Origin of the sequence: Micromonospora sp. RV43 (assembly GCF_001029515.1) — a bacterium.
GTDB lineage: Bacteria > Actinomycetota > Actinomycetes > Mycobacteriales > Micromonosporaceae > Micromonospora > Micromonospora aurantiaca.
The window spans coordinates 15,296-39,085 of the sequence record NZ_LEKG01000023.1 but is presented as its reverse complement, the minus strand read 5'-3'; the positions used below and the strand labels follow the sequence as shown (position 1 = coordinate 39,085).

20 protein-coding genes are annotated in these 23,790 nt (G+C 72.5%); 5 read left to right on the top strand and 15 right to left on the bottom strand.

Going from position 1 to position 23,790, the window contains the following annotated elements:
- Positions 1-37: 37 nt before the first annotated feature.
- From ABD52_RS08405 to ABD52_RS08385, 5 genes are read right to left on the bottom strand one after another with little or no spacing between them, the layout of a single operon-like run.
- Positions 38-430 (bottom strand): hotdog domain-containing protein, encoded by a 393-nt coding sequence (locus ABD52_RS08405; protein ID WP_013286280.1) that lies wholly within the window; start codon positions 428-430, stop codon positions 38-40.
- On the bottom strand, positions 430-1,182 hold the full coding sequence (locus ABD52_RS08400) for an OAM dimerization domain-containing protein (RefSeq protein ID WP_047891421.1): 753 nt from the start codon (positions 1,180-1,182) through the stop codon (positions 430-432). Before ABD52_RS08400 ends, ABD52_RS08405 begins: the two co-directional genes overlap by 1 nt.
- Entirely contained in the window at positions 1,179-2,738 is a 1,560-nt protein-coding gene (locus ABD52_RS08395; protein WP_047891420.1) for a lysine 5,6-aminomutase subunit alpha, read from the bottom strand. Before ABD52_RS08395 ends, ABD52_RS08400 begins: the two co-directional genes overlap by 4 nt.
- The gene (locus tag ABD52_RS08390) at positions 2,735-4,306 is read right to left on the bottom strand and encodes an amidohydrolase (RefSeq protein ID WP_047891419.1); all 1,572 of its coding nucleotides are present in this window, start codon (positions 4,304-4,306) and stop codon (positions 2,735-2,737) included. Before ABD52_RS08390 ends, ABD52_RS08395 begins: the two co-directional genes overlap by 4 nt.
- A 4-nt stretch (positions 4,307-4,310) precedes the next feature.
- Positions 4,311-5,372, bottom strand: coding sequence for a hypothetical protein (locus ABD52_RS08385; RefSeq protein ID WP_036311047.1), 1,062 nt, complete (start codon positions 5,370-5,372; stop codon positions 4,311-4,313).
- A gap of 143 nt (positions 5,373-5,515) precedes the next feature.
- On the opposite strand from ABD52_RS08385, the gene ABD52_RS08380 reads away from it, so the two are divergent.
- Positions 5,516-6,922 carry a KamA family radical SAM protein gene (locus tag ABD52_RS08380; RefSeq protein ID WP_047891418.1) on the top strand — a complete coding sequence of 469 codons (1,407 nt, stop codon included), beginning with the start codon at positions 5,516-5,518 and terminating at the stop codon, positions 6,920-6,922.
- Positions 6,923-6,988: 66 nt separating this feature from the next.
- On the opposite strand, the gene ABD52_RS08375 is transcribed toward ABD52_RS08380, so the two are convergent.
- Together ABD52_RS08375 and ABD52_RS08370 are read right to left on the bottom strand one after the other, a co-directional pair.
- A complete protein-coding gene (locus ABD52_RS08375; RefSeq protein WP_013286274.1) occupies positions 6,989-7,183 on the bottom strand; it encodes a CsbD family protein in 195 nt (64 codons plus the stop codon).
- A gap of 123 nt (positions 7,184-7,306) precedes the next feature.
- Complete coding sequence (locus tag ABD52_RS08370; protein ID WP_047891417.1) at positions 7,307-8,224, bottom strand: LysR substrate-binding domain-containing protein; 918 nt, start codon at positions 8,222-8,224, stop codon at positions 7,307-7,309.
- Between the two features lie 73 nt (positions 8,225-8,297).
- Here ABD52_RS08370 and ABD52_RS08365 point away from each other — a divergent pair, with 73 nt between their 5' ends.
- Positions 8,298-9,266 (top strand): DMT family transporter, encoded by a 969-nt coding sequence (locus tag ABD52_RS08365; RefSeq protein ID WP_082171251.1) that lies wholly within the window; start codon positions 8,298-8,300, stop codon positions 9,264-9,266.
- A gap of 55 nt (positions 9,267-9,321) precedes the next feature.
- Positions 9,322-9,933, top strand: a complete 612-nt coding sequence (locus ABD52_RS08360) for a histidine phosphatase family protein (RefSeq protein ID WP_047891415.1) — start codon at positions 9,322-9,324, stop codon at positions 9,931-9,933.
- Here ABD52_RS08360 and ABD52_RS08355 read toward each other — a convergent pair.
- The 6 genes from ABD52_RS08355 to ABD52_RS08330 form a co-directional block, all read right to left on the bottom strand.
- Positions 9,866-10,369: an Lrp/AsnC family transcriptional regulator gene (locus ABD52_RS08355; RefSeq protein ID WP_013286270.1), complete on the bottom strand. Its 504-nt coding sequence runs from the start codon at positions 10,367-10,369 to the stop codon at positions 9,866-9,868. The genes ABD52_RS08360 and ABD52_RS08355 overlap by 68 nt on opposite strands.
- 59 nt (positions 10,370-10,428) lie before the next feature.
- Positions 10,429-10,644 carry a DUF433 domain-containing protein gene (locus ABD52_RS08350; RefSeq protein WP_013286269.1) on the bottom strand — a complete coding sequence of 72 codons (216 nt, stop codon included), beginning with the start codon at positions 10,642-10,644 and terminating at the stop codon, positions 10,429-10,431.
- A gap of 9 nt (positions 10,645-10,653) precedes the next feature.
- Positions 10,654-11,796, bottom strand: coding sequence for an acyl-CoA dehydrogenase family protein (locus ABD52_RS08345; protein ID WP_013286268.1), 1,143 nt, complete (start codon positions 11,794-11,796; stop codon positions 10,654-10,656).
- Positions 11,793-12,902 carry a Xaa-Pro peptidase family protein gene (locus ABD52_RS08340; RefSeq protein WP_047891414.1) on the bottom strand — a complete coding sequence of 370 codons (1,110 nt, stop codon included), beginning with the start codon at positions 12,900-12,902 and terminating at the stop codon, positions 11,793-11,795. Before ABD52_RS08340 ends, ABD52_RS08345 begins: the two co-directional genes overlap by 4 nt.
- Before the next feature lie 9 nt (positions 12,903-12,911).
- Positions 12,912-13,607, bottom strand: coding sequence for a hypothetical protein (locus ABD52_RS08335; RefSeq protein ID WP_235437403.1), 696 nt, complete (start codon positions 13,605-13,607; stop codon positions 12,912-12,914).
- Positions 13,608-13,809: 202 nt separating this feature from the next.
- The gene (locus ABD52_RS08330; RefSeq protein WP_047891413.1) at positions 13,810-13,998 is read right to left on the bottom strand and encodes a hypothetical protein; all 189 of its coding nucleotides are present in this window, start codon (positions 13,996-13,998) and stop codon (positions 13,810-13,812) included.
- A 148-nt stretch (positions 13,999-14,146) separates the two neighbouring features.
- Between ABD52_RS08330 and ABD52_RS08325 the strand changes: the two genes are divergently transcribed.
- Both ABD52_RS08325 and ABD52_RS08320 read left to right on the top strand, forming a co-directional pair.
- On the top strand, positions 14,147-15,088 hold the full coding sequence (locus ABD52_RS08325) for a hypothetical protein (RefSeq protein WP_053065332.1): 942 nt from the start codon (positions 14,147-14,149) through the stop codon (positions 15,086-15,088).
- The gene (locus ABD52_RS08320) at positions 15,078-15,578 is read left to right on the top strand and encodes a hypothetical protein (RefSeq protein ID WP_047891412.1); all 501 of its coding nucleotides are present in this window, start codon (positions 15,078-15,080) and stop codon (positions 15,576-15,578) included. The genes ABD52_RS08325 and ABD52_RS08320 overlap by 11 nt, the downstream gene beginning before the upstream one ends.
- 434 nt (positions 15,579-16,012) lie before the next feature.
- Here ABD52_RS08320 and ABD52_RS08315 read toward each other — a convergent pair whose 3' ends face one another.
- Both ABD52_RS08315 and ABD52_RS08300 read right to left on the bottom strand, forming a co-directional pair.
- Entirely contained in the window at positions 16,013-23,356 is a 7,344-nt protein-coding gene (locus ABD52_RS08315; RefSeq protein WP_082171250.1) for a hypothetical protein, read from the bottom strand.
- Entirely contained in the window at positions 23,353-23,532 is a 180-nt protein-coding gene (locus ABD52_RS08300) for a hypothetical protein (protein WP_047891410.1), read from the bottom strand. Before ABD52_RS08300 ends, ABD52_RS08315 begins: the two co-directional genes overlap by 4 nt.
- Positions 23,533-23,790 lie beyond the last annotated feature (258 nt).

Here is a 23,790-nt window from a genome sequence, read left to right as displayed (position 1 = left end):
GACTGCGGGGCTCGCAACACCGGCTCGCTCCTCGCGCTCACGGTGCTGGCGGCACGACCACCGTGCCGGTCGCGGTGACCGCCACGATCGGCTCGTCGAGCACCTCGGCGGCCGACTCGCCCTTGTCCGGGCGGCCCCGGCACACCACTGTCGCGGCGAAGTCGACGGTGCGGCTGCGGGTGCCCACCCGGGTCACCGTCGCCGTCACCTCCAGCACGTCACCGGCCTTCATCGGCGCCCGGAACTGCACGTCGGAGTACGAGGCGAACAACCCCTCGTCGCCGTCGGTGCGGATGCACACCTCGGTGGCCACATCCCCGAACAAGCCCAGCGCGTACGCCCCGTCGACCAGGTTGCCCGCGTAGTGGGCGTGGGAGTACGGCACGTACCGGCGGTGGGTGACTGTCAGACCGACACGGGGATCGCTCATCAGGCGTTCGCCTTCCTGGAGGTGATCAAAGCGTGGATGAGGTAACTGGCGACCTCGCCCGGGGTGGTGCCACGGCCGAAGATCCGGTCCACGCCCAGCTCGCCGGTCATCGTCTCGTCGAACCGCGGCCCGCCGACGATCAGCAGCGGCCGCTTCCCGGCCGGCATCGCCTCCCGGAACGCCGCCGACATCTCCCGCGTGTTGTGCAGGTGCGCATCACGCTGCGTCACCACCTGCGACACCAGCACCGCGTCGGCGCGTTCCCGCCGGGCCGCCTCGACCAGCTCCGGCACGCTCACCTGCGCGCCCAGGTTCGTGACCTTCAGCTCCCGGTAGTACTCCAGGCCCTTCTCGCCGGCGATGCCCTTGACGTTGAGGATCGCGTCGATGCCCACGGTGTGCGCGTCCGTGCCGATGCAGGCGCCCACCACCGACAGCTTGCGGCGCAGCCGCCGCTTCACCACCGCGTTGACCTCCTTGGCCGACAGCAGCGGATAGTCACGCTCCACCACCTGCACCTTCGACAGGTCCACCAGGTGGTTCACCCGCCCGTACACCACGAAGAACGTGAACCCGTCACCGATCGGCTTGGCGTGCACCAGCATCGCCGGGTCCATGCCCATCTTGTTTGCGAGCTGCACCGCCGCGCCCTCGGCCCGCTTGTCGTGCGGCACCGGCAACGTGAACGACACCTGCACCATGCCGTCACCGGTGGTGTCCCCGTACGGCCGCACGACCGTCTTCTCACTCATGAGGGTTGCTCCAGGATCTCCGTGGCCGGGTTGTAGTAGTCCGCCTCGTGCCGCGCTACCCCGGACAGGCCCTTGCCCCGGTCCGCCGGCCGCTTCATGATCCCGAACGTGCCTTCGGCGATCGCCGTCAGCAACGACTGGTCCCCGATGCGCTCCAGCAGGTCCACCGCCTCACCGAGCACCCGGTGCGCCCGCTCCTGGATGAACCCGCCCGGCGCCGGCACGAAGTCCTCGTGCAGGCCGCCCGCCGCGCCCAGCACGTACCGCACGTTCTGCAGCGCGATGTCCCGGTCCGACAGCCACGGCGTCACCACCGCCTCGGTCATCATCCCCACCAGCAGGATGCCCTGCCCGGTCATCGTGCCCACCAGGTTGAAGAACCCGTCCAGCAGGTTGCCCCGGAACACGTCACCGGTCATGTGCTTCGTCGGCGGCATCCACTTCAACGGCGCGTCCGGGAACAACTCCCGCGCCAGCAACGCGTGCGCCAGCTCCAACCGGAACGACTCCGGCACATCCGGGTTGATCTCGAACGCGTGCCCCAGCCCCAGCTGCCAGTCCGCCAGCCCCGCCTCGTGCGCGAAGAACTCGTTGAGCAGCTGCGACACCGTCACCGTGTGCGCCTCGTCCACCGCGTCCGCGGTGGTCAGGTAGTTGTCCTCACCGGTGTTGATGATGATCCCCGCCCGCGCGTGCACCTGCCGCGAGAACCGCTGGTCCACGAACGTGCGGATCGGGTTGATGTCACGGAACAGGATCCCGTACATCGAGTCGTTGAGCATCATGTCCAGACGCTCCAACCCGGCCAGCGTCGCCATCTCCGGCATGCACAGACCCGACGCGTAGTTCGTCAACCGCACGTACCGGCCCAGCTCCCGCGACGACTCGTCCAGCGCCGCCCGCATCAGCCGGAAGTTCTCCTGCGTCGCGTACGTGCCCGCGAACCCCTCCCGGGTCGCCCCCTCCGGCACGTAGTCCAGCAGCGACTGCCCCGTCGACCGGATCACCGCGATCACGTCAGCGCCGGCCCGCGCCGCCGCCTGCGCCTGCGGGATGTCCTCGTAGATGTCACCAGTCGCCACGATCAGGTAGATCCACGGCCGCCGCTCCGGATCCCCGAACCGCTTCACCAGCCGGTCCCGCTCCGCGCGCCGCCGGTCGATGCTGCGGATCCCCGCCGCCACCGCCTTACGCGACGCCCGCCGCGCCGCAGTCGCCGCCTTCCCCGACGGCTGCGCGAACCGCACCGACCCGGCCGCCGCCTTCTGCGCCAGCAACGTCACATCCGCGATGCCCTCACGAGCCAGCGCGTCGAACACCGGCGCCGCCACCCCGTGCCCCAGCCCCACGTCCGCGACCACCGCGTCCACGAGCCGGTTCACCCACGGAATGCCGTCCGGGTCCGCGCCGGTCACCCCGGCCAGCCGCAGCACCGCCCGCTCCACCGACACAGTGGTGTGGCTGCGCGCCAGATCCACCACCGGCTGCCCGGCCCGGCGCGCCAACTCCCGCGCCCGCGCCACCAGCGCCGGATCCAGCCCAAGCTTCCCTGTCACGAAGACCCTTCCTGATAGATCACGTCACCGCGCAACACAGTGGCCCGGCACACCGGCAGCGGCGTCGGATCGTCCGCACCCCGCAACTCCGGATCCTCCGCCAGCACCACAGGCAGCCCCCGCTCCACGCCCGCCGGGGTGTCCCAGACCGCGAACGTCGCCGGCGCCCCCAACGCCAGCACACCCTCGTTGTCCAGGTGCACCGCCCGCCACCCGCCGCGCGTGTGCGCCGCGAACGCCGCCCGCACACTCATCCGCTGCGCCGGGTTGTGATGCGCCGCCGCCGCCCGCACCGACCCCCACGGATCGACCGGCGTCACCGGCGAATCCGACCCGAACGCCAACGCCACACCGACCCCGTGCATCGCACCCATCGGATTCGACTCCAGCGACCGGGCCAACCCCAGCCGCGACTCGTACATCCGGCCCGCGCCGCCCCACAACCTGTCGAACGCCGGCTGCATCGACGCCACGATCCCGTACTCCACGAACCCGGCGATCAACGCCTTGCTCATGATCTCCGCGTGCTCCACCCGGTGCCGGGCCGCCCGCAACCGGTCCACACCCAGCGACCGCGCCGCCAGCCCGAACCCCTCAAGCACCGTCCCGATCGCCGCGTCCCCGATCGCGTGGAACCCGCCCTGCAACCCGTGCGCCGCGCAGTCCAGCAGATGATCACGAACCTGCTCCGCCGACACGTACCCGTGCCCGCACGCCCCCGCCTCACCGTCCAGGTACGCCGCCGACACGTGCGCCGTCCGCGACCCCAGCGCCCCGTCGGCGAACAGGTCACCACCCGCGCCCACCGCACCCAGCTCCCGGGCCTTCGCCGCACCCAGCAGCTCACCCCAGTACCCGTACACCTCCGGCACCCCGGCCCCCGAGATCGCCAGCAGCCCGGTGAAGTCCTCCTCGTCGGAGATGTCCGGACCACCGCACTCGTGCACCGCCGCCACACCCAGCGACGCCGCGTGTTCCAGCGCCCGCCGCTGCGCCGCCACCCGCTGCGCCCGCGTCACCGACGCGAACGCCGCCGCCCGCACCACGTGATGCGCGTCGCGCCGCAGCCACCCCGACGCGTCGTAGCCGGCCGCCGACACCACCTCCGGGCACGCCGCCAGCAACGCCGCCGACACCAGCGCCGAATGGATCGACGCCTGCGACAGATACACCCGCCGCCCACCGGCCGCCCGGCCCAGCGCCACCGCATCAGGCAACGCCCGATCCGCCCACGCCGACTCGTCCCAGCCGTGCCCCAGCACCACCGCGTCACCCGGCAGACCCGCCGCGAACGCCGACACCCCGTCCAGCAGCTCACCCGCCGACCGCACCGCCGACAGATCCAGCCCCGACAACGCCAACCCGGTATCGGTCGCGTGCACGTGCGCGTCCACGAACGCCGGCGTCACCAGCGCACCGCCCAGCTCCACCACCCGGTCCGCCCGCGGCGCCTCCGCATCAGTACCCAACCAGGCGATCCGCCCGTCCCGCACCAGCAGCGCCGTCGCGCTCGGGTCCGCCGGACAGTGCAGCACTCCACCGCGATACAGCGTCGAGGGGTTCGTCATGGTCTCAGTCTGCCGCCAGACGAGCCTCGAACAGACCGCGCACCCCCGGCTCGGCACGCAACAGATCCAGCGCCAGCGCCGCGTGCCCGGGCACGTACCCGTTGCCCACCAGCATCGTCACGTCCGCCGCCAGGCCCTCCGCGCCCAGCGCCGCCGCCGCGAAGCTCGTCGCCATCGAGAAGAAGATCACCGTACCGCCGTCCGCCGTGGCCAGCACCGCACCGTGCTCACACCCCGGCACGTCCACGCACACCACAGTCACGTCCGCCGGCACACCCAGCGCCGTCGTCACCGCCGTCGACAACCCCACCGGATCCCGCGCGTCGGCCAGCGCCACCACGTCGGCCAGCCCGGCCGCCGTCAGCGCGTCCCGCTCCGCGACCACCGGAACCACCCCGACGGTACGGGCGGCGCCCGCCCGCCGCGCCGCCGCGAGCGACAACGACCCGCTCTTGCCGGCCCCGCCGATCACCGCCACCGACACCGGACGCGGATCACCCTCACGCGAGCGCCGCGCCACCTGCTCGGCCACCACCCGCGCCGTCAACGCCGGCGCCCCGCACACGTCCAGCACCGCCAGCGACAGCTCGGGGTGCAGGTCCGGCGGCAGCACCGCCGCGATCGACCGGGCGAACAGGATCGCGTACCCGTCGCACGGCACCTGCTCGCTGCGCCCGTCCCAGCGGGCCAGCCCGTCGGTGATCGTCAGCGGCGTCAGCGTCAGCGACACGAGCGTCGCCACCCGGTCACCCGGCTTCAGCCCCAGCGGCGAGCGGCGGCCCGCCTCCTCGACCGTGCCGATCAGCATGCCGCCGGACCCGGTCACCGGGTTCTGCATCTTCCCCCGGGCCGACACGATCTCCAGCACCTCGGCGCGGACCTTCTCCCCGTCGCCGCCGTGCTTCTCCGCCAGCTGCCGGAAACTCGCCGCGTCCAGGTTCAGCCGCTCGACCCGGATCCGCACCTCGTTCGCCGCGATCCGCGGGTCGGGGTCCAGCCGCCAGGCCGCCTGCGGAAGCACCCCCGCCGGTTCCACGACTCGGTGCAGACCCACCGGTGACGTCACGCCGACCCCCTATGTCCAGCCGCCCGAACCCCCGGTCAGGGCTCGCGTCGCGGGAAAACTTCCGGCAGACTAATTTCTTCACCGCAGATTTTCCAGTAGCCTACGCATTCGTTGATCAACCCGCACACTGACGAGGAGGGGCCGTGACCCAGACCCAACCGGTGGAGACCATCCCGACGCCCCGCCCCGCGCCGGTCGCCGTTCCGACCGCCGGACAGCCCTACGAATACCGCCGCGCGCCCCTCGTCGAACCCGACTGGACCCGCTTCCCCGGCTGGCGCCACATCACCCGCGACCAGTGGAAGAGCGCCCAGTGGCAACGGGTCAACTGCGTCAAGAACATCAAGCAGCTGCGCGCCGTCCTCGGCGACACCGTCGACGAGACCTTCTACGCCGACCTGGAGGCCGACCAGAAGGCGCTGGCCACCATGTCCATGCTGGTGCCGCCGCAGATGCTCAACACCATGGTGCCGCATCAACCGATGAGCACCGAGGCGCTGCTCGCCGACCCGATCCGCCGCTACATGATCCCGGTCGCCTCCGACCGGCGCACCGACTGGCCGTCCCACCCGTACGCCAGCCGCGACAGCCTCCACGAACACGACATGTGGGTCGCCGAGGGCCTCACCCACCGCTACCCCACCAAGGTCCTCGCCGAGCTGCTCTCCACCTGCCCGCAGTACTGCGGCCACTGCACCCGCATGGACCTCGTCGGCAACTCCACCCCCGCCGTCGACAAGCTCAAGCTCACCCTCAAGCCGGTCGACCGCTACGACGCCCACATCACCTACCTCAAGGCCCACCCGGGCGTACGCGACGTGGTCGTCTCCGGCGGTGACGTCGCCAACGTGCCGTGGCGCAACCTCGAGTCGTACCTGATGCGCCTGCTGGAGATCGAGACGATCCGCGACATCCGGCTCGCCACCAAGGCGCTCATGGGCCTGCCCCAGCACTGGCTCCAGCCCGACGTGGTCGAGGGCCTCGAACGAGTGGCCCGCACCGCCGCCCGCCGCGGCGTCAACCTGGCCATCCACACCCACGTCAACCACGCCCAGTCACTGACGCCGCTGGTCGCCAAGGCCGCACAGACCGCGCTCGACGTCGGCGTACGCGACGTGCGCAACCAGGGCGTGCTCATGCGCGGCGTCAACGCCACCAGCGCCGACCTGCTCGACCTCTGCTTCGCGCTCCAGGGCGAGGCGGGCATCCTGCCGTACTACTTCTACATGTGCGACATGATCCCCAACGCCGAGCACTGGCGCGTCCCGGTCTGGCACGCCCAGCAGCTCCAGCACGACATCATGGGCTACCTGCCCGGCTACGCCACCCCGCGGATCGTCTGCGACGTGCCGTTCGTCGGCAAGCGCTGGGTGCACATGCTCACCGACTACGACCGTGAGCGCGGCATCTCGTACTGGACCAAGAACTACCGCACCTCGATCGAGTCGGCCGACCTGGAGGCGCTGAACAAGCGCTACGCCTACTACGACCCGATCGACACGCTGCCCGAGGCCGGCCAGGCCTGGTGGCTCGCACACCGCGACGACTGACCCCCGGCCCTCAGGGCGTACGACGGCGGGCCACCTCTGCGATGAGGTGGCCCGCCGTTCGCGTACTCACTTGTTGAAGGCGTCCTTGACGTCGCGGCCCGCCTGCTTGGCGTGCTCCCCGGCCTGCTTGGCACGCGCCGTGCTCTGCTCGGAGGCGCCCTCGGCCCGCAACCGCTCGTTGTCGGTCACGTCGCCGATCCGCTCCTTGGCCATGCCGCTCATCTCCTGGGCCTTGTTCTTCGCCTTGTCGGTGAAGCTCATGTCGCCCTCCCTCGTCCGGCTACGCCTTGCCCTTGTCGCGTCTCCGGTGAGTGTCGGTGCAAACGCCGTTGACCGGCGCACATCGCGTAAGGCGTCCTAGGATAATAGGTTGAAGGTGTGCGCCTACCGGCCGAGGTCGCGGACCCGCTCCGTGACGGCGGCCAGGAACGCGGTGAGGGCGGGCCCGGGCGGCGTGTCCCGGGTGACTGCGACCAGGCGGCGCCGGAGGACGGTCTCGGCGATACCCCGGACCGCCAGCGCCGGGTCGGCGTCGGGCAGGGTCAGGGCCGGCATCAGAGCGACCGCCGCCCCGGCCCGGACCAGTTCCAGCTGGACGTCCGCGTCGCTGGAACGGTGCCGCAGGTCCGGTTCGTAGCCGCCGAGACGACGGCACGTCCCCACCACCATGGCGTGGTGCCCGGTGCCCTCGGCGGAGGCGGTCCACACCTCGGACCGCAGGTCGGTGACCGCGACGTGTCCCCCGGGCCCGGCGAGCGGGTGCGCAGCGGGAAGCACGAGACGCAAGGGCTCCTCGAGCAGGAGCGTGAAACGGAGCCCCGCCGGGCGGGGGCGGGGCTGGCTGTCGTACTCGTCGCCGATGACCAGGTCGACGGTGCCCAGGCGCAGGCCCGGCAGGGACTGTTCGAGTTCCAGTTCGAAGATCTCCACCCGGACCCGCGGGTGCTCGGCTCTCATCCGGGCCACGGCCGGCACGAGCAGGCGGCGCGCCGCCGACTGCAGGCCGCCCGCCCGGACGCTCCCCCGGACGTCACAGTCGAGGGCGGCCAGGTCGGCCTCCGCCGCCTCGGCCGCCGACAGCAGCACCCGGGCGTGCCGGGCGAGCACGTGCCCGGCCTCGGTGAGCCGTACGCCGCGGCCGGCCCTGCCCAGCAGCCGGACACCTGCCTCCTTCTCCAGCAGGGCCAGTTGCTGCGAGACAGTCGACGGGCTGTAGCCCAGAGCCGCGGCGACAGCGGCCATCGTGCCGCGTTCCTCGAACTCCCGCAGGAAGCGCAACCGCCGCAGGTCAAGCTCGATCATGCGGAAATCCTAATGATTCACCTGCGGAATTCATCGCTGGACCTGTGCAGTCGGCTCCGGTGATCCTTGGCGCGTGGGTGCCGCACTGTGTCTCCTGTCAGCCGCCTGTTTCGGCGCGATGGCCGTCTTCGGCAAGCTCGCGTACGACGCCGGTGTCTCCCCGACGTCTCTGCTGCTGGTGCGTTTCGGGCTGGCCGCCGCACTGCTCTGGCTCGTGCTGCTCACCCGGCCGGGCCTGCGCCGCGCGGCGCCGGGCGACGCCGGCGGTGGGCGGCCGGCGACGAGGCGCGGGCGGGTGGTGGCCGTCGCCCTGGGGCTGGGCGCGATCGGGTACGCCACGCAGGCGAGCCTGTTCTTCTCCGCGCTGGAGCTGATGGACGCGTCACTGCTGGCGCTGATCCTCTACACGTACCCGGTCATGGTGACAGTGGCCGCGGTCCTGCTCGGCCGGGACCGGCTCACCCCGGGACGCGGCGCGGCCCTGGTGGCCGCCTCGGGCGGAACGCTGCTGGTCCTGCTCGGCGCCGGTGGCGCGGGCTTCCACCCGCTCGGGGCGCTGCTGGCCTTCGCCGCCGCCGTCACCTACACGGTCTACATCCTGGTTTCCGACTCCGTCGTGCACCGGCTGGCACCCGTGGCGCTGTCGGCGCTGGTGATGACCGGTGCCGCCGGCACCCTCGGCGCTCGCGCCCTGGTCACCGGCGGCGTCGACCTGAGCTTCGGGTGGCGGGGATGGTTCTGGCTGGCCGCCATCGCCGTGGTCTCCACGGTCGTGGCGATGCTGGCCTTCTTCGCCGGCCTGAGGCGGACCGGGCCGTCGACCGCGGCCATCCTGTCCACCTTCGAACCCGTGGTCACCGCCGCGCTGGCCACGCTCGCGCTCGGCGAGGCCCTGACGCTCGCGCAGCTCGCCGGCGGCGCGCTGGTGCTGTCCTCAGTCGCGGTCCTGCAACTGCGTCCCGGCCGCGTACGGTCCCGGGAACAGCCGACCGGCCGACCGGGACCGGCGCGCGACACCGAACCGGCGCCGGCGGCCCGGTAGCGCCGGCGCAAACCGTCGGCGGGCCCGACCCGCCTCATCATGGTTGACTGGGCCGGTGAACGAGATCCTGCTGATCCGGCACGGCGAGACCACCTGGAGCGCCGCCCACCGGCACACCTCGTACACCGACCTGGACCTGACACTCGACGGCGAGCGGCAGGCACGCGCGCTGGCTCCTCTGCTGGCCGGCCGGCACCTCGCCCGGGTGCTGTCCAGCCCTCGGCAGCGCGCCACCCGCACGGCCGCCCTGGCCGGGCTCACAGTGGACGCGATCGAGCCGGACCTGGCCGAGTGGAACTACGGCGAGTACGAGGGCCGCACCACCGCGGACATCCAGCGGGAACGGCCCGGCTGGTCGATCTGGACCGACGGCGGCCCCGGCGGCGAGTCACCGGAGCAGGTGGGCGCCCGCCTGGACCGCGTGCTGGACCGGGCCGCGCCGCTGCTGGAGGAGGGTGACGTCGCGCTCGTCGGGCACGGGCACAGCCTGCGGGTGCTGGGGGCGCGCTGGATCGGGCTGCCGCCCTCGGCCGGTGCGCTGCTGCGGCTGGACACCGCCACGCTCAGCGTGCTCGGTCACGAGCACGGCCGGCGGGTGATCAGGCGGTGGAACCTGCCGGCTCCGCCGACGGTCGGGGACGTCCCCGACCGGTCAGCTCGCCATTGATCTTCGGCGGCCGGTTCTCGTACGGCGTGGACAGCACCACTGTCGTGCGGGTGGTGACGTTCGCGGCGGTACGGATCTCCTGCAGCACCCGTTCCAGGTCGGCCGGACCGGCCACCCGCACCAGCAGGAGATAGAAGTCCTCCCCCGCCACCGAGTAGCACGAGTCGATCTCGGGCAGGTGCGCCAGCCGCTCCGGCGCGTCGTCCGGCTGCGACGGGTCGAACGGCCGGATCGCCACGAACGCGGTCAGCGGCAGGTCCAGCGCCTCGAACGACACCCGGGCGGCGTACCCCTTGATCACCCCACGCTGCTCCAGCCGGCGGACCCGCTGGTGCACGGCCGACACCGACAGGCCCACCCGCTCGGCCAGATCCGTGTACGACAGCCGACCGTCCCCGGTCAGCGCGGCGACGATGGCACGGTCGATCTCCTCCACGCGCTGCACCCTAGCCGGAAAAGCGCTCCCACGCCGCACCCGGCCCGCCGCGGTGACGCTCAGCGCGCCGTCCGGTCGCGCACCGCGTCCGCCGCGTAGTTCAGCACCTCCGCCATGTCCTCCTCGTCCAGGAACGGCAGGTCGGTGAGGATGTCCGTGACGGACATGCCCTCGGCCATCATGGCCAGCAGGGTGGCCACGGGGATGCGCGACTGCCGTACGCAGGGCGCACCCCCCATGACGTCGGGGTCCACGGTGATCCGGGGGAAGGTCACCGCGACAGGCTAGCCCTTCGCCAGCGCGCGGGAGATGACCAGCCGCTGGATCTGGTTGGTGCCCTCGACGATCTGGAGCACCTTGGCCTCCCGCATGTACCGCTCGACCGGGTGGTCGGCGACGTAACCGGCGCCGCCGAGCACCTGGACCGCGTCGGTGGTCACCCGCATCGCCACGTCCGTGGCGAACAGCTTCGCCTTGGCCGCCTCGATCGAGTACGGGCGGCCGGCGTCGCGCAGCCGCGCGGCGGCGAGCGTGAGCGCCCGCGCGGCGGAGATCTGGGTGGCGGCGTCGGCCAGGTTGAACCCGAGCCCCTGGAAGTCGATGATCGCGCGGCCGAACTGGCGGCGTTCCCGGGCGTAGCCGACCGCGTAGTCCAGCGCGCCCTGGGCCAGGCCCACCGCGCACGCGGCGATGCCCAGGCGACCGGAGTCCAGCGCGGACATCGCGATGGTGAACCCGGCGCCCTCGCCGCCGATCAGCCGCTCCGCCGGCACCCGCGCGTCGTCGAAGGCGATCTGCGCGATCGGCGAGGCGTGCAGACCCATCGTGCGCTCGGCGGCCTGCGGGTGGATGCCCGCCGTGGACCGGTCCGCGAGCAGGCAGGAGATGCCCTTCGGGCCCGGACCGCCGGTGCGGCAGAAGATGTTGTAGAAGTCGGCCACCCGGGCGTGCGTGATCCACGCCTTGGTGCCGGTCACCACGTACGCGTCGCCGTCGCGCACCGCCCGCGTGGTCAGCGCCGCCGCGTCCGAACCACCCTGCGGCTCGGAGAGGCAGTACGCGCCGAGCAGCTCCCCGCCGATCATGTCCGGCAGCAGTTTGCGCTGCTCGTCGGTGCCGAACTGGGCCAGGGGGTAGCAGGACAGCGTGTGCACGCTGACCGCCTCGGCCACTGCCAGCCACCTGCTGGCGAGGATCTCCAGCACCTGGAGGTACACCTCGTACGGCTGGGCGGCGCCGCCGTGCTCCTCGGCGTACGGCAGGCCGAGCAGGCCGGCCCGGCCCAGGGTGCGCAGCACCTCCCGGGGGAACTCGGCGCGGGCCTCGAAACCGGCGGCGGCCGGGGCCAGCTCCCGGTCGGCGAGTTCGGTGGCGAGGTCCAGCAGGTCGTGGGCCTCGTCGGTGGGCAGGATCCGGTCGACGTTCATAGCGCGATGAGCTCCGTGGGGGTGGTGTTGAGCCGTTGCCCGCCGTCCGTCGTGCAGACGACGATGTCCTCGATCCGGGCTCCGTGCCGCCCGGCGAGGTAGATCCCGGGTTCGACCGAGAAAGCCATGCCGGCCTGAAGGGGCCGGGGGTTGCCGGTCACCACGTACGGCTCCTCGTGGCCGTCGAGGCCGATGCCGTGACCGGTGCGGTGCAGGAAGGCGCCGCCGAAACCGGCGGCGGTGATGACGTCGCGGGCGACCGCGTCGAGGGCCTCGGCGGTCACGCCCGGCGCGACGGCGGCCACGGCGGCGCGCTGCGCCTCCCGCAGCACCGTGTAGTAGTCCACGAACCCGGCCGGGGCGGGACCGTCGGCGACGTACGTGCGGGTGCAGTCGGAGCGGTAGCCCGACGGCATGGTGCCGCCGATGTCGACCACGACCGGCTCGCCCACGCCGATCGGGCGGTCCGAGGTGCCGTGGTGCGGGCTCGCGCCGTTCGGGCCGGCGGCCACGATGACGAAGTCGACGGCGGCGTGCCCGGCCGCCCGGATCGCGGCGGCGAGGTCGGCGGCGACCTCCCGCTCGGTGCGGCCGGGGCGCAGCCACTCCCCCATCCGCAGGTGCACCGCGTCGATCGCGGCGCCCGCCTCGGCCAGCGCCGCCACCTCGGCCGGCGACTTGCGGATCCGCATCTCCCGCAGCACGTCGGAGGCGAGTCGCTGGGCCGCGCCGGGCAGCGCGTCGCGCAGCGCGAGGACCTGCTGCGCCCACATCCGGTCGGCCAGCCCGACGGCGCGGACCGGGCCGGGCAGCGCCGCGCGAACCAGCGGCCACGGGTCGGTGCCGTCGGCGTGGTCGACGATCCGGTACCCGGTGCCGGGCGCGGCCTCGGCGTCCGGCCGCTCCAGCACCGGCACGATCAGCGTCGGCTCACCCTCGGCGGGCAGCACCAGGCAGGTCAGCCGCTCCCCCTCCCGGGCGTCGTAGCCGGTCAGGTAGCGCAGGTCGGAACCCGGGGTGAGCAGCAGCGCGTCCAGGCCCGCAGCGGCGGCGGCGCGCTGGGCCGCGACGAGACGCCCGGCGGGGTACAGTTCCTCGATTCCCACCCCCGAAGCTTAACGGTCGTTTGGGTCCGGGCGGGAGTCCGGGCGATGCTCGCAGACACCGGCCGTCCGGTCCGCCTCGATCTTGGTCATGCCGGACGCCTGGAGCAACTCGCCGACCACGATGAGCAGCTGCGAGGCCACGATCGTGCCGGAGAAACCCAGCCCCGCCGCCCGCGCCCGGCCGGCATCCTGCGCGGCCTCCCGTGCCCGCGCCCGGGCGATGTCCGGCGGCCGCCCGGCCAGGAAGTCACGGTGCAGCAGCCGCAGCGACTGCCCGAACGCCTCGACCCCGGCCGGCAGGGCCGGGGGAACCGGCTCCCGGGCCTCCAGCAACGCGACCACCCGGCGGACCATGTTGCGGCTGTTCGTGTACGCCAGCTCCAGGTGGACGGCGGCGTTCTCGTAGCGGCGCAACTGGGCCCGGCGCCGCCACCGCCACGGCGACAGCGACGTCACCTCCCGGGCCGCCGCGACGATCTCGGTGGTCTGCTTCCGCTCGACCTCGGCCGCCTCCAGCCGGCCCAGCGACGCCTCCGCCGCCCCGGCCCGCCCGTAGTTTCCGGACCAAGAACAACGCCAAGCAGTTGATCTAGGGCTACTGCCCGAAGACCCTCGCGCTGGCCAGCGAAACAGCCGGCCGGGTGTCCGGCCGCGCAGGTCGATCCATGCCGAAATCCGCTCGAGAACGACCGCGGGTAGTGCCACCCAGCGGACCTCGTGGCCCTTGCCGTGTAGCCGGATTCAGCCGTGTGGGCGGTAATGGCGACGTCGTCCAGGTTGAGCCGGGCTCCCACTCTTCCACCCGGGCACCGGCATCGCTCACGGCGAAATGTTAAGACGCCGCCGGCTCGGGACAGCGCTACCACGCCGGGGTCGGCCCGGCCCGGGCGCCGCCACCGGCCGGGCGTTACCGCCCGATGATGGTGTGGAACAGCAGCAGAGCAGCGCCGGTGGCCCCGCCGGCGAACAGTACAGCCGACGGCACGGAGGCGCCGCCGAGCAGCGAGAGTGCCACGGCGAGGACGCCGACCAGCAGGGCCGCCAGAAGGACCAGGGCGGCGCGTACGGTCAGCAGCGGCGGCGGGGGGGTACTCACGGGGACCTCCAGGTGGTGAAGCAGATGGGGCTGGTAGGTCTCGAAATCCGCGCCACCCCACGAAATCCACCCGCTGAGCCCCGCCGGAAAGAATCTTGAGAAAGTCCGTGGGGTGGCCGCCGCGACCGCACCTAGGAAAGTTCATTCTGTGGATCGGTTGTTCGTCTCGGCTAACTGGTGGTCGGGAGAGCGAGACCAGACGACCCGAAGGGCGGCGGCGGTGGTAGGCAGCGACGGCGAGGCAGCGGGCTATCGACCCGCAGCCGACGACGATGCTGCTTCGATACAACCTGACTGCTGGGATGAGAAGTCCGAGCTGGACAAGCCGGTGCCGAGCGCCGCGATCCTGGAAAGCACCGATCCTGAACTCGGGGAGGAGGCCCGGCGCCGACATGAGAATCTGCAGCGCCGCCTCGCCGATCAGAAGCTGCTGCGGGTCCTGGCGTCGGACGGCTTCGCCGGCCCTCGCTACGACCGCTTCGTGTCGGAGCTGGCCGCGTACGGGATCTCAGTCATGCGGGGCTGGATGCACTCGGGCTACATCTTCAAGCTCACCGCCGCCCGCGGGCGCAGCCTCCACCCCACCGAGTGGGAGCTCGAGCGCCTGGTCCGCATGTCTGACGTCCGGGAAGAACTGGCGAACATGACGGTGGCGTTGGCTCTTCCCGGGTTTCGAGACAAGGCCCTCATCGGCGGCGGCTGGCACGTCGACGGTGGGGCGAGCGTGCCCACCTACTTTATGGGCGCCTGTGTTCACGGGTTCCCGAACCAGTTCCGCTCCTGGAGCAAGTACGAACGGCGGCACGACCAGGCCGCCTGGCGCGAAGGCGCCCTCTACCCGCCGGTCACCGAGCCGGCGCGTGACCCCGCCGTGATCGCGATGGGCAACATCCGGGTCTTGGACGACATGGCTGGCTTGGACAAGCGCACTGCCGCCGTGGTCGCCCTGACCATCGACGGCTACAGCCAGGACGAGATCGCCGAACTGCTCGGCCTACCGTCCGACCGGGCCGTCGAGGGGATCTTGTACCGGTGGCGGGACAAGGCCAAAACCGCCGCGCGTCGAGGAGGTGAGCGCAATGGGCAATGATGAATTCGAGGAACTACTCGAGCAGTCGTCGCTCGGCAGTCGGGGAGCACGCCAACTGCGTGCCCGGGTCCCCCACGACCAGGTCGTCCTGACCCGGCGCATCGCCGACCTGCGCAACCAGATGGCGCACGGCGACGCTCTAGGGACCTCCGCAGCCGCCGCCGAGCTGATCTCGTACCTGACCGAGCTGGGGTATCACGGTCAAGCGGCAGCTGTACTGCAGGAGTTGCTCCAGCCGGCCATCCAGTTCACGTCCAGCACTGGGGACGTCTCGCCTGGACCGATCAGCCCCAATGGCCAGCGTGGTGCCACTCCGCGCAACGTCGACGCGGCCCGCTCGAAGCTCACCCCGTCCGCCGAAACCCTCGACGACGGCCGTGGTGCCACTCCGAGAAGCCCGGGGCCGCAAGGCCCGGTAGCCGGCGGAGAGGAACTCGAACGACCGAAAGGCCCGCACGCAGACGGACCTCCCTCCCCGTTCTCGTTGTAGTTCCCCAAACCGAAAACAACGCCAGCCCTGGCCGCAGCACCGTACGAACGCGCGGGAGCTTGGATCTCCAACATGCCCTTGACCAGCGTTGGAGTTGTTTTTGGTCCGGAAACTACCGGCGGGCCATCGGGAATACACCGCCACGCCCGGACAGCAACCACCGAGTGACGACCCGGCACCTTGGCCGCGCCAACGCGAGCACGCCGGGACGTCACCCTAACCGGACACGGACGGCAACCATGGCGCTCAGGAGAAAGAGGGCCGCGGCCCGCGTCGGTACGGAATCACCGCTCGGGTACTTGGGCGTGGTGGGCGACCCGCTGGGGAGTGGCGGGGGCAGGTGAGACAGGTGCTGCCGCCCCGGTGCCGGCCGCAGGCACGAACGCCGTGGCGGCGACCGCAGCCGCGTGGACGGGGCGCGTGCCGGCGCCACTCTACGGCGGCTCTGCTGGCCGGGGGGTGAGCTTGTCCCAGACCAGGTTGGTCAGGCCCTGGCGGAACGCCTGATCGCCGTGGAGGTCGGCGAGGCGGACCACGTCGGCGGGGTCGTCGAGCTGCGCGATGGCGGTGGTCATCGCGGCGGCGAACGTCGTGCTGAAGGCGGTCTGGTCACCGGCGCGCGCGGCGGCCTGGACGGCGTCGACGCGCAGGGCCTGCTGAGTGCAGGCGTCGAGCAGCGCCCGATCCGCCGGCGTCGTGGCCGCGACGATGGCGACCGGCGCCAGCGGGCTGATCACCTCGGACTGGTCCGCGCGGCTATCGCGCTGCGTAGACGGGCCCGCCGAGGCTGGCGAGGGCGCGTCGCGTACTGCCTGGTGCACGGCCTGCCCGGCGGCGCTGTAGAGGGCCTGACGCCAGGCGGGGTCGTCGCACTTGAGCATCACCGCGACGGCCATCTCCGTGTTGCCGGGGTCGGCGAGGGCGTGGGTGAGCGCCTTGTCGAACGGTGCGGAGAAGGCGGCCAGGTCGCTGGTGCAGGCCGCGTCCTGGACGACGCCGCCGCCGGCGACGTGCTGCACGCGCCGGTCCAGCCACGCCTGTTCGTCGGGGGTCAGGCTGTCGCGCAGGTCTGTCGGCATCCAGTTGCCGACCGTGACGGGTACGGCGGGCGGGGCGGCCGACGGCGGTGGGGTGGTGTCGGCCATGAGGTCGATGACGGCGTTGATCGCGCGGAGCCGGCGGCGGGTGTCGAGCAGCTCGTCGCGGCGGGGGAACGGCTGGTCGAGCTGCTCGGTGGCGCGGGCGATCTCTTCGTGCTGGCCGGCGATGCGGGCCTGCACGGTGGCCCGGGTGCTGTCCAGGTCGGTGAGCTGGTTCTCGAGGCGGCGGACGAGGCCGGTGGGGTCGCCCTCGACGGCGGAGGTGAGGCCGATGGTGGTGGAGGAGTCGGGGATTCCGTCGAATCGCAGGGCGACGAGCATGCCGTCGCGGCCGGACCAGAACACCGCGTCGACGCCGAAGCCGCCGAGCTGGGCGATGCCGGCGGCTTCGCGTCGGTCGGTGGAGGCGACGCCTTGCGCGGTGGCGGTCAGGGCGTGTTGCAGGGCTCGGCCGGCCTCGGCGCGTTTGGTGAACCGGTGCCCGGCGACGGTCATGGCGAACTTCTCGCCGCGGGTGTCCTGGCGGCGGGCGATGACGTCGTCGAGCACCTCGACGCGGCGGGTGTCTTTGGTGATCCACGCCTTCAGCTCGCCGACTTGGCGGCGTAGTGCCGCCTGGGTGTTGTGGTGGGTACGGTCGGCGCGTTCGAGGCGGGTGAGGTCTTGGGCGACCTGCTCGCGGTCCATCAGCAGCGGGTTGCCGGTGGCGATGGCCTTGATCTGGTGGGCTTGCAGGGTCTCGTCGCTGACGTCCTCGATCTCGCGGGCGGAGGTGCCGCGCATGATCTGGTCGATGAAGGTGCCTTTGCGGGCCACGGTCTGCCAGGAGAAGGCGTCGAAGCTGCCGGCGACGACGTAGCGGTAGATGCTGACCTCGGGGTTCTGGTTGCCCTGGCGCAGGATGCGTCCCTCGCGCTGGGTGACGTCGGCCGGGCGCCACGGGCAGTCGAGGTGGTGCAGGGCGATCGCGCGGGCCTGCACGTTGGTGCCGACGCCCATCTTGGCGGTCGAGCCGATGAGTACGGCGACGTCGCCGGAGCGGCAGGCGTTGAACAGGCTGGCCTTCTTGGCGTCGGTGTCGGCCTCGTGGATGTAGCGGATCTTCTCCCGGGGCATCCCCCGCTCGACGAGTAGTTCGGCCAGGGCGTCGTAGGCGTTCCAGCGCTCGGGGTTCGGGGTGGACTGGTCGCAGAAGACGATCTGCAGCGCACCCGGGGTGGGGTGCGCGACGGGGTCGGCCGCGTCGGGGTTGACCAGGTAGATGGTGTCGCGGGTGTCGCGCCAGATCGCCGCGATCCGCTCCGCTGCGGCGTCGATCTTGCCGGGTGCGGTCTGCTGCTCGCCGATGAGCCGTAGGTCCAGGGAGGCGGCGCGGGCCTCGCCGCTGACCTTGAGCATGTTGTCCTGCTCGGGTTCGACCTGGCGGTTGCGGATCCGCTCGACGCGCTCGTCCAGTCCGGAGATGAACTCCTCCAGCTCCGGGGACGGGTCGAGGGTGACGATGTGCGGGGCGCGTTCGCCGTCGTCGCGCTGGGTCAACTGCGGGGTGGGCAGGGCCAGGTCCTCGGGGGTGCGGACGTCGCCGTAGGTCCGCATCATCAGCGACAGCTCGGGCACGTTGGCGTACTTGGCCAGCCGGGCGCGCATCTGGAAGCCCTGCCCGGTCGGGGACACCTCGATGGCGGTGACGACCTTGGCGAAGGTGGCCGCCCAGGTGTCGAAGTCCGTGGTGCCGGTGGCTTGCAGGAGGTCGGGTCGGAGTTGGCGGGTCACCACGTACAGCTCGCGTACCGAGTTGGCGATCGGGGTGGCGGTGGCCCCGCACACCACCCGCTGGCCGCGCTGGCGGCGCAGGTAGGACAGCTTCATCCGGAAGTCCACGGCACGGTCGGAGCCGTCGTTGCCGGCGTCGGGGATGGAGCTGGTGATGGTGTCGTTCTTCAGCTCGTGCAGCTCGTCGCGGTAGACGTAGTCGATGCCGGTCTGCTCGAACGTGACGCCCGGGTCGCGGGCCTTGTCGAGCTTCTCCTTGACCCGCTCCTCCTTGCGCAGCAGCGCCTTTTGCAGGCGCTTGACGCTGCTGGAGCGCTTGGCGTCCTCGCCGTTGGCGATGGCCTGCTCACCGGCGCGGACGATCTTGTCGCGCAGCTCCTGCAGTTCCTCGTCGAGGAAGCGGCTCTGCTCGTCCGGGGACAGCGAGAGCCGCTCGAAGAACGAGGCGGCCATGATGATCGCGTCCCAGTCGCCGGTGGCGCAGCGGGCGACGAACCGGCGGCGCCGGTCGGTGCTCATGTCGTCGCGGCCGGCGGCCAGCAGCCGGGCCCGGGGGTAGATCTGCAGGAACTCGCGGGTGAACTGCTCCAGCATGTGGTTGGGCACCACGATGGCCGGCTTGTTGACCAGGCCGAGGCGGCGCTGCTCCATCGCGGAGATGGCCATCACCGCGGTCTTGCCGGCCCCGACGGCGTGGAACAGCCCGACCGCCGGCTCGGCGACGATGCGGGCGACCGCCTCCACCTGGTGCGGGCGGGGCGTGAAGCCGACCGCGATGCCGGGCAGCGACCGGGTCACCCCGACGTAGCTGCGTGGCACGGTTGCGTTGAACATCTCGTTGTAGGTGGTGGCGACCTGCTCGGCGCGGTCCGGGTCCTCCCACACCCACGCGCCGAAGCGTTCCTCCAGCTCGATCGCCTTGGCCTGCGCGGCGGCGGTGGCCTCCACGTCGAGGGCGCGTTTGCCCTCCTCCACCTCGACGAACACCCGGATCGGGGTTTTGGTCAGCAGCCGCTGCGCGAGGTCGGGCGCGGCCATCCCGGGGGTGCCCCAGGTCGAGCGGGCCAGGACACCGGCGCGGGAGCCGCGGACCCGCCAGTCGGACCCGCCGACGTGCTCCACCCGCAGCTCCGGGTCGCGCAGCGTCTGCTGGAGGAACTGCTGGATGAGGGGGGCGGGCAGGAACGGGGCGCCGAACGCCGCGTCGATCTCTCCCGGTCCGAGGTCGCGGGGGATCACCCGTTGCAGGGCGCGCACGTTGGTCTCGAAGCGCGGGTCCGTCTCGGCGGCGGCCTGGGCGGCGCGCAGCTTCACGCGCACGTTGCCCGACAGGTACTCCGGGGCCTCCACGAGCCGGCCTGCGCCCGGGTCGTCGTAGACCAGGTCGCCGAGCGCGGCGCGGGCCTCGGGTTCGCTGACGCCGAGCAGCCGGGCGACCTCGGGCAGCCGCACGTCGCCGTGCGTGTCGACGCAGATGGCCAGGGCGTCGGCTGGGGTGTCGGCGCCGAGCTGCGGCGCCCTGGGCAGGATCACCCGGCGGGCGAAGATGTCGGCCTTGGTCGCGGTCTGGGTGGTGTCGTCGAAGTGCTCGAGGGCGAACACGGTGGCGGCGTGCGGGTCGGTCTGCCGGAAGCGGCCCATCGGCGGGTTGATTCGAGCCATCTTCGGCTCGCCCGTCTCGGGGTCGGTCCGGCCGGTGCGGCGCAGGGTGTAGCGGTGCAGCGGCCCGTGGGCGGTCACGTAGGCGTCGTACCGGTCGTTGAGCTCGGCGCGCAGTGCCGCCGGTGACCCCGGCGCGGGCGGGCCGCCGTGCTCGTCGCCGTCGTCGACGGTGGCGGCCTCCGCCGACAGCAGCGTGGTCACGGTGTCGCGCAGCCCGAGCAGCGCCCGCAGTTCATCGGCCTGGCTGGCAGGCACCTCGTGCGGCACCACCTGGCCGTCGGCGACGGTGGTGAAGGTGCCGTCGTCCTGAGCCTCGATGTGGCCCTCGGCGCGGTCGGTGGGCGCGAGCACCGTCAGGGGTTCGGCCGGCCGGTCGCCGTCGACGCGCGGCGTCATGGTCAGGCCCTCCCGGCGGGCCTCGTCGACGACGTCGCGCAGCACCCGGGTCAGGGCCTCACCGGTGTTGTCGCTAGCGCGGACGATCAGCTCGCCGTCGCGGTTCATGCCCCGCCCGAGCGTCATCTCGCCGAGCACCCGCTCCGGCCGGTCGGCGAAGTATTCGTTGACCTGGTCGGCCTGCTCGGCGGCGGTGTCCAGGTCCAAGGGGCGGGTCTGCTCCCAGGCGATCGGCCCGGGCTCGCGGTCCGGCTCGCGCCGGCGCAGGATCAGCAGGTCGGTGATGGCCTGGGTGCCGGCGGTGGCCTGGTGCGCTCCCGACGGCAGGCGCACCGCGGCGACCAGGTCGGCCAGCGCCGCCATCTCCCGCCGGGCGGCGGGGTTCGCCGAGTCCAGGGTGTAGCGGGAGGTGAGCACCGCGACCAGGCCCCCGGGTCGGGTCAGGTGCAGCGACTTGATGATGAAGTGGTTGTGGATGCTGTGCCGGCCGGGGTTGTGCCGCCGGTCGGTCAGCCGCACGTCGGCGTACGGCACGTTGCCCACGGCCAGGTCGAACGCGCCGGACGGGGCCCGGGTGTCGGCGAAGCTCTCGGTCCGGATCTCGGCGTGCGGGTACAGGGCGGCGGCGACGCCGGCCGTCACCGGGTCCAGCTCCACGCCGACCATCCGTGCCTGCGGCGGGGCCAGGCCGATGAAGTTGCCCGACCCGCAGCCCGGTTCGAGGACCGCCCCGCCGTCGAAGCCGAGCTCCCGCACGGCGTCCCAGATTGCGCGCACGTACGCCGCGTCGGTGTAGTGGGCGTTGAGGGTGGTCAGCTCCGCCGCGGCGTACTCCTGCGGCGACAGCAGCTCCCGCAGTTCGGCGCGCTGCTGGGCGAACCGGGCGTAGTCGGGGTGGTTGGTGCGGGACTCGAACACCCCGGGCACCGCGCCCCAGCTCGCCCACCGCGCGAGCACGGCCTGTTCCTGGCTCGTGGCAGGGCGGCCAGCGGCTTGCACTTGGCGCAGGGTCCGCAGGGCGGCCAGGTTCGCGCGGAGTTTGGCCATCTCGCCGGCGGGTGCCAGGTCTTGCTGCCCGCCGGGGCGGAACGATTCCGCGGCATCACCCGCGGCGGCGTCGGCGTCCGCTGTGGTGGTCTGGTCCGGAGCGGTGTCGCCGGTCTCTTCGGCCGGGCCGGCTACCGGGTCGGGGTCTGCGGCTCGTCCTCGTCGGCCTCCTCCTGCGCGACCCGCTGCCACCACGGGTCGTTCGGGTCCTCCACCAGCGGCGTCCACGTCGGGCTGGCCGCCGGCGTTGTCGACCCGGTCGGTGTCTCGTCCGCTGGCTGCTCGGCGTTCGGGTCGATCAGGATCAGCTCGGGGAGGATCTCCTCCTCCGCCATCTGCTTCGCCGCGTTCAGCCGGCCGAGCTTGCCGAGGTACCCCTCGCCCGGCTGATCCGGACCGGCCAGCTCCCGCGTCCGCTGCTCGATCTGCTCCGCTGCCTGCTCCCCCAAAGTCGAGAAGAAGCTGCTCGGGTCCTCGATGGTCGCGTACCGCTGGGGCAGGTACGTCCGCCAGTGCTTCTGGGCCTGCGCCCCGTAGTGGTTCATCCGTCTCCTCCGCGTCAGCCGGGCCGTCCTGGTCACCGTCGGCGGGCGGGTCGGCGGTCGCCTCCTCCCCCGCGTCGAGCACCGGTGGAGCGTGCGCCGTGGCCGCACCGTCCAGAACGGCCGGAGCGGGAGCCGGCACGTCGACCACGGGCGTGGCCGGCTGCACCTCGGGGGCAGGCTCCGGGTCCAGGTGCCGGGCGACGTACGCCTCCAGGGCGGCGATGTCCACCCCGCTCGCGCCGACCTGGTAGCGCAGCAGCGACCGCGCCGAGCGGGCGACCCCGACGCGGCCCGCGGGCGTCTGGTAGGTGCGTGCCGCCCACTCGACCCGGGCAGTGACCACGGCCTCCAGCAACGGCCGAGCACGGTCCTGCGGCCGGGGGCCGATCGCCCGCAGCGCTCCCGGCGTCGTGGGGTGGGCCTGCACGGCGGGGGCGAGTAGGTGGTAGGCCCGCTCGGCCGCGCGCCGGCCGGCCTCGCCGGCGCCGATGGCCACGGTCACGCCCGCGGCGACGTCAGTCTGTTCGGTGAGCACCGCGACCTGGCCGGGTGTCAGCGTCGGCCCGCACGGTGCGACCACCACAGGGGCATCCTCGCCGGCCGTCGCGGACCGCGCGATCGCCTCCAGCGCCGTGGCGGCCACCACCACCGGCCGGCCGGTCCGCTCCGGCTGCTCGGCGAGCCCGACCAGCGCGTCGGCCGGCCGGTGGATCGCCGTGGCAGGGCCGTGCAGCACCGCCGGCACCGACTCATCGGCGCCGGGTGGCGCGTACCCGACGAAGCTGACCACGGCGTGCGTCTGGGGATCGCGTACGCCGACCACGACCCGGTCTTGGAAGCGGTCGACCAGCAGTCCGCCCCGGCCGGTCGAGACCAGCCCGGAGGCCAGGATCTCGGTGTCGGTGAAGCCGGCCCGGCGCAGCTCGTTGACCAGCGCCGTCGGGCGACCCGGCGCGTACCCGAGCATCCACCGGCCGTCGACCGGCACGCCCTGCCCGGCCAGCCAGCGGCGCGGTCCCGCGCCGCCCGGCCCGTCGAGCTGCGCCCGGTAGAAGCGGGCTGCGAGGTCCTGCGCGGCCAGTAGACGGTCCTGCTCGGCGGTGGTCACCCGGGACCGCGTCGGAGGCCGGGGTGCGACCTGGGCGTCCAGGGATGCCGCGCGCAGCGCCAAGGCCGCAGCCCGGTCGCGGGCCACGTCGACCCGCTCGGCGACCTCAGCCGCGACCTGGTCGTCGCTGCGGTCAGGCATCGTCATGAAGCCCGCTCGTCGTCGGGCTCACCCGCTGCCAGCACCCCTTGCGCGCGCAACCGCTCGAACAGCCGTTGATGGTGCTCCAGCGTGGACGTGAGCTGGTCGATCTGGTCCTGCAAGGCCGCGATCGTGCTGTCCACAGTTCGCGGCGGTGCAGGCAGCGCAGCTTCGTCGGTCATCGTGCCCCCGTAGTGATCGACTCCCCGCCCACGGTAGTCAGCCCGGCACGCCACGTCGAGGTAGATGGGATGCCGAGGTGAAGCTGAACGGTTTCCGTGGCTGTTGGTCACCGAGCACGTTTTCGAGCAGCGTCACCCCGCGCTTCAGCGGCGCCGCGATGTGCGGGCACCCCAGCGAAGATGATCGAGTTCGGCAGCGTCCGCGACGACCGGAGCGGCGGCTCCGCGGCTGCCGGGTCGCCGGCGGTGTTTTCGCAC

Coding starts and splice junctions, on each gene's coding strand:
- ABD52_RS08370 (WP_047891417.1), bottom strand. CDS start 8,224: ATGATCGAGCTTGACCTGCGGCGGTTGCGCTTCCTGCGGGAGTTCGAG.
- ABD52_RS08320 (WP_047891412.1), top strand. CDS start 15,078: ATGGGCAATGATGAATTCGAGGAACTACTCGAGCAGTCGTCGCTCGGC.
- ABD52_RS08345 (WP_013286268.1), bottom strand. CDS start 11,796: ATGAACGTCGACCGGATCCTGCCCACCGACGAGGCCCACGACCTGCTG.
- ABD52_RS08405 (WP_013286280.1), bottom strand. CDS start 430: ATGAGCGATCCCCGTGTCGGTCTGACAGTCACCCACCGCCGGTACGTG.
- ABD52_RS08300 (WP_047891410.1), bottom strand. CDS start 23,532: ATGACCGACGAAGCTGCGCTGCCTGCACCGCCGCGAACTGTGGACAGC.
- ABD52_RS08390 (WP_047891419.1), bottom strand. CDS start 4,306: ATGACGAACCCCTCGACGCTGTATCGCGGTGGAGTGCTGCACTGTCCG.
- ABD52_RS08315 (WP_082171250.1), bottom strand. CDS start 23,356: ATGACGATGCCTGACCGCAGCGACGACCAGGTCGCGGCTGAGGTCGCC.
- ABD52_RS08375 (WP_013286274.1), bottom strand. CDS start 7,183: ATGAGCTTCACCGACAAGGCGAAGAACAAGGCCCAGGAGATGAGCGGC.
- ABD52_RS08400 (WP_047891421.1), bottom strand. CDS start 1,182: ATGAGTGAGAAGACGGTCGTGCGGCCGTACGGGGACACCACCGGTGAC.